The sequence below is a fragment of the Lysobacter enzymogenes genome, assembly GCF_017168095.1.
Lineage (GTDB): Bacteria > Pseudomonadota > Gammaproteobacteria > Xanthomonadales > Xanthomonadaceae > Lysobacter > Lysobacter enzymogenes_D.
Genome location: NZ_LXSD01000508.1, coordinates 1 through 3,117 on the forward strand (window position 1 = coordinate 1; position 3,117 = coordinate 3,117).

2 protein-coding genes are annotated in these 3,117 nt (G+C 70.3%); one reads left to right on the top strand and one right to left on the bottom strand.

Going from position 1 to position 3,117, the window contains the following annotated elements:
* Positions 1-1,533, top strand: a 1,533-nt coding sequence (gene rmuC / locus A7A76_RS20760; protein ID WP_206413088.1) for a DNA recombination protein RmuC, incomplete at its 5' end; no start/stop codon positions are given.
* A gap of 633 nt (positions 1,534-2,166) precedes the next feature.
* On the opposite strand, the gene A7A76_RS20765 is transcribed toward rmuC, so the two are convergent.
* A partial coding sequence (locus A7A76_RS20765; RefSeq protein ID WP_241201090.1) for an MlaA family lipoprotein occupies positions 2,167-3,117 on the bottom strand: 951 nt, incomplete at its 5' end.

Genomic DNA, 3,117 nt, shown 5'->3' on the forward strand with positions numbered 1-3,117 from the left:
GGCGCCGCGCGCGCGCAGGAAGCGGCCCGCGCCGAGTTCGCCGCCCAGCTCGCCGCCGGCCAGGCCGAGCGCGCCCAGCTCAGCGAGCGCTGCGCGCGCATTCCCGAACTGCAGGCGCGGCTCGACGAACTCGACGCCCAGCGCACCCAACTGGTGCGCGACAGCGGCCTGCTGCGCGAGGCCATCGGCCGCACCAGCGCCGAACTCGACAAGGAGCAGCAGGCCCTGCAGCGCCTGCGCCTGGAGTTCGAACAGCTCGAACGCGAGCGCGACGCCATCGCCGGCGACCTCAGCCGGCGCACGGTCGAACTCGGCCGCACCGCGACCCAGCTGGAGGCCGAGCGCAACCAGGCGCAGGAGAAGATCGCCCAGCTGCGCGAGGTGCGCGACGAACTCAGCGCGCAGTTCCGCAACCTCGCCAACGAGATCCTGGAAGAGAAGAGCCGGCGCTTCACCGAGCAGAACCGCAGCCACCTGGGCCAGTTGCTCGATCCGCTGCAGCAGAAGCTGGCCGAGTTCCAGACCCGGGTCGAAACCGTCTACGACAACGAAACCCGCGACCGCACCGCGCTGGGCGAACAGGTGCGCCAGCTGATGACGCTCAACCAGTCGCTCAGCGAGGACGCCAAGAACCTCACCACCGCGCTCAAGGGCTCGAACAAGGCCCAGGGCGCCTGGGGCGAACTGGTGCTGGAGCGGGTGCTGGAATCGGCCGGCCTGCGCCGCGGCGAGGAATACGACGTGCAGGAAAGCCACGGCACCGAGGACGGCGAGCGCCGCCCGGACGTGACCCTGCACCTGCCCGAAGACCGGCACATGATCGTCGACGCGAAGATGTCGCTGGTCGCCTACGAGCAGTACGTCAGCGCCGAGGACGAGGACACCCGCGCGCGCGCGCTCAAGCGCCACGTCGAGTCGATGCGCCAGCACATGCGCGGCCTGTCGGAGAAGCGCTACGAAGAGCTGTACGGCCTGCGCTCGCTCGACTTCGTGCTGATGTTCGTGCCGATCGAACCGGCGTTCATGCTGGCCGTGGCCAACGACCGCGGCTTGTTCATGGAAGGCTGGGACCGCAACGTGTTGATGGTGAGCCCGTCCACGCTGCTGTTCGTGGTGCGCACGATCAAGCACCTGTGGCGGCAGGAAGCGCAGAGCCGCAACGCCCAGGAAATCGCCAAGCGCGGCGCGCTGCTGTACGACAAACTGGCCGCGTTCGTGGCCGACCTGGACAAGGCCGCGAGCCAGCTCGACGGCGCCCACAAGACCCTGGAGGCCGCGCGCGACAAGCTCGGCCGCGGCAAGGGCAACGCGATCCGCCAGGCCGAAATGCTGCGCGAACTGGGGGTCAAGCCGAACAAGGCGATGCCGGCGAAGCTGGTGGAATCGGCGCTGGACGACGAGCGCGAAGGCGACGATGCGTCCGCCGCGCTGGCCTTGCCGCCTGCCGACGACGACGCGCAGGCGCTGGAGTCCGACGGCCCGCAGCCGATCGAAGGCGCAGCGGGTTTGCCGGAGCCGGACGAAGCGAAGTAACCCGCTCGCGCCGCAGTCGCGTTCCCCCTGTAGGAGCGACGCGAGTCGCGACCGCGACACCGCGCTTGCGACGCAAGCTGTAACCCCTCGGTCGCGGCTCGCGCCGCTCCTACAGGGGGAAATCGAAGCAGCGCGGCGTGCGCAAAACGAAACGGCTTGCACGCGGCTCTTCGCATCGACGGTGCGACTGGCCTGCAGCAACCGAGCGAAGCAACCCGCTCGCGCCGCAGTCGCGTTTCTCCCTGTAGGAGCGGCGCAAGCCGCGACCGCGAAACCGCGCTTGCGACGCAATCTTGCGACCCCCCGGTCGCGGCTCGCGCCGCTCCTACAGGGGGAAATCGAAGCAGCGCGGCGGGCCTAAAACGAAACGACTTGCGCGCGGCTCTTCGCATAGACGATGCGCCGGGCCTGCAGCAACCGAGCGAAGCAACCCGCTCGCGCCGTAGTCGCGTTTCCCCCTGTAGGAGCGACGCGAGTCGCGACCGCGACACCGCGCTTGCGACGCCAGCTGGCCACCCCGCAGTCGCGGCTCGCGCCGCTCCTACAGGGGAAAACCGGCGCATCGCGGTGGCCTGAAAGCGAAACGGCCCGGATTCGCATCCGGGCCGTTCGCGTTTCCAACGTTCGCGCAGCTCAGCGCACGCCGGCGCCGTCGGTCGGCATCACCGGCATGGCGTTCGCCGGCACGCTCGGGTTGCTGTCGTCCTGCAGGTAGTCCGGCAGCTGGGTGTCGCCGTTCTTCTCCAGGCGGTCGCCGAAGATCTGGTAATCGCGGCGCTGCATCCACGAATCGCGCACCAGCGCGTATTCGTCCTCGGCGCCTTCGCGCAGGTTGTCCAGCGGCAGCAGCTGGGCGCGGATGTCGACCAGCTGCAGGCCCTGCAGGCCGATGCGGATGCGGTCGCGCTCGATCCGGCGCAGCGGGCTCAGCGGCGCGTCGCCGACCGCGCCGAAGGCGTCGCGCACGGTGCGCGGGCCGAAGAACGGCAATTCGAAGTAACGCGAGCGCTTCCAGCCCCACACGCCGAGGGTCTGGCCGAAGTCTTCGCTGCGGTTGGGCAGCTTGGCCGCGGTGGCCGGATCGAAGATGCCGCCGATGCCGAGCGTGGTGTTGAGCGCGAACCGGCCCAGCGACTGCGCCGCCTGCTTGGGTTTGCCCTGCAGCAGCGCGTTGACCATCGACACCGGCTGGCCGAGGTTGTTGAAGAAGTTGCTGACGCCCAGGCGGATCGGCCGCGGCACCACCTTGGTGTAGGCGCGCGCCAGCGGCTTGGCCACGCCGCGGTCGACCGCGTTGTTGAAGCGGTGCATCTTGCGGTTGTACTTCTCCCACGGGTCGTAGCCGCCGGGCACGTTGGCCGGCGCCGGCAGGGTGGGATCGGCGACCGGGTTGTATTCCTGCTGCGCGGTGCCGTAGAGCGCGTCGAAGTCGCGCTCGGCGTCGGTGCGCGGGTCGGCGCTCGCGGCGGGCGGTTCGGCCGGCGGCGCGGTCGCGCCGGCGGTCGGGTCGACCTGGGCGACGGCGTAGTCCAGCGACGGCGCGTCGTGCGGCGCTTGCGCCGCGTCGGCGACGACGGCATCGGC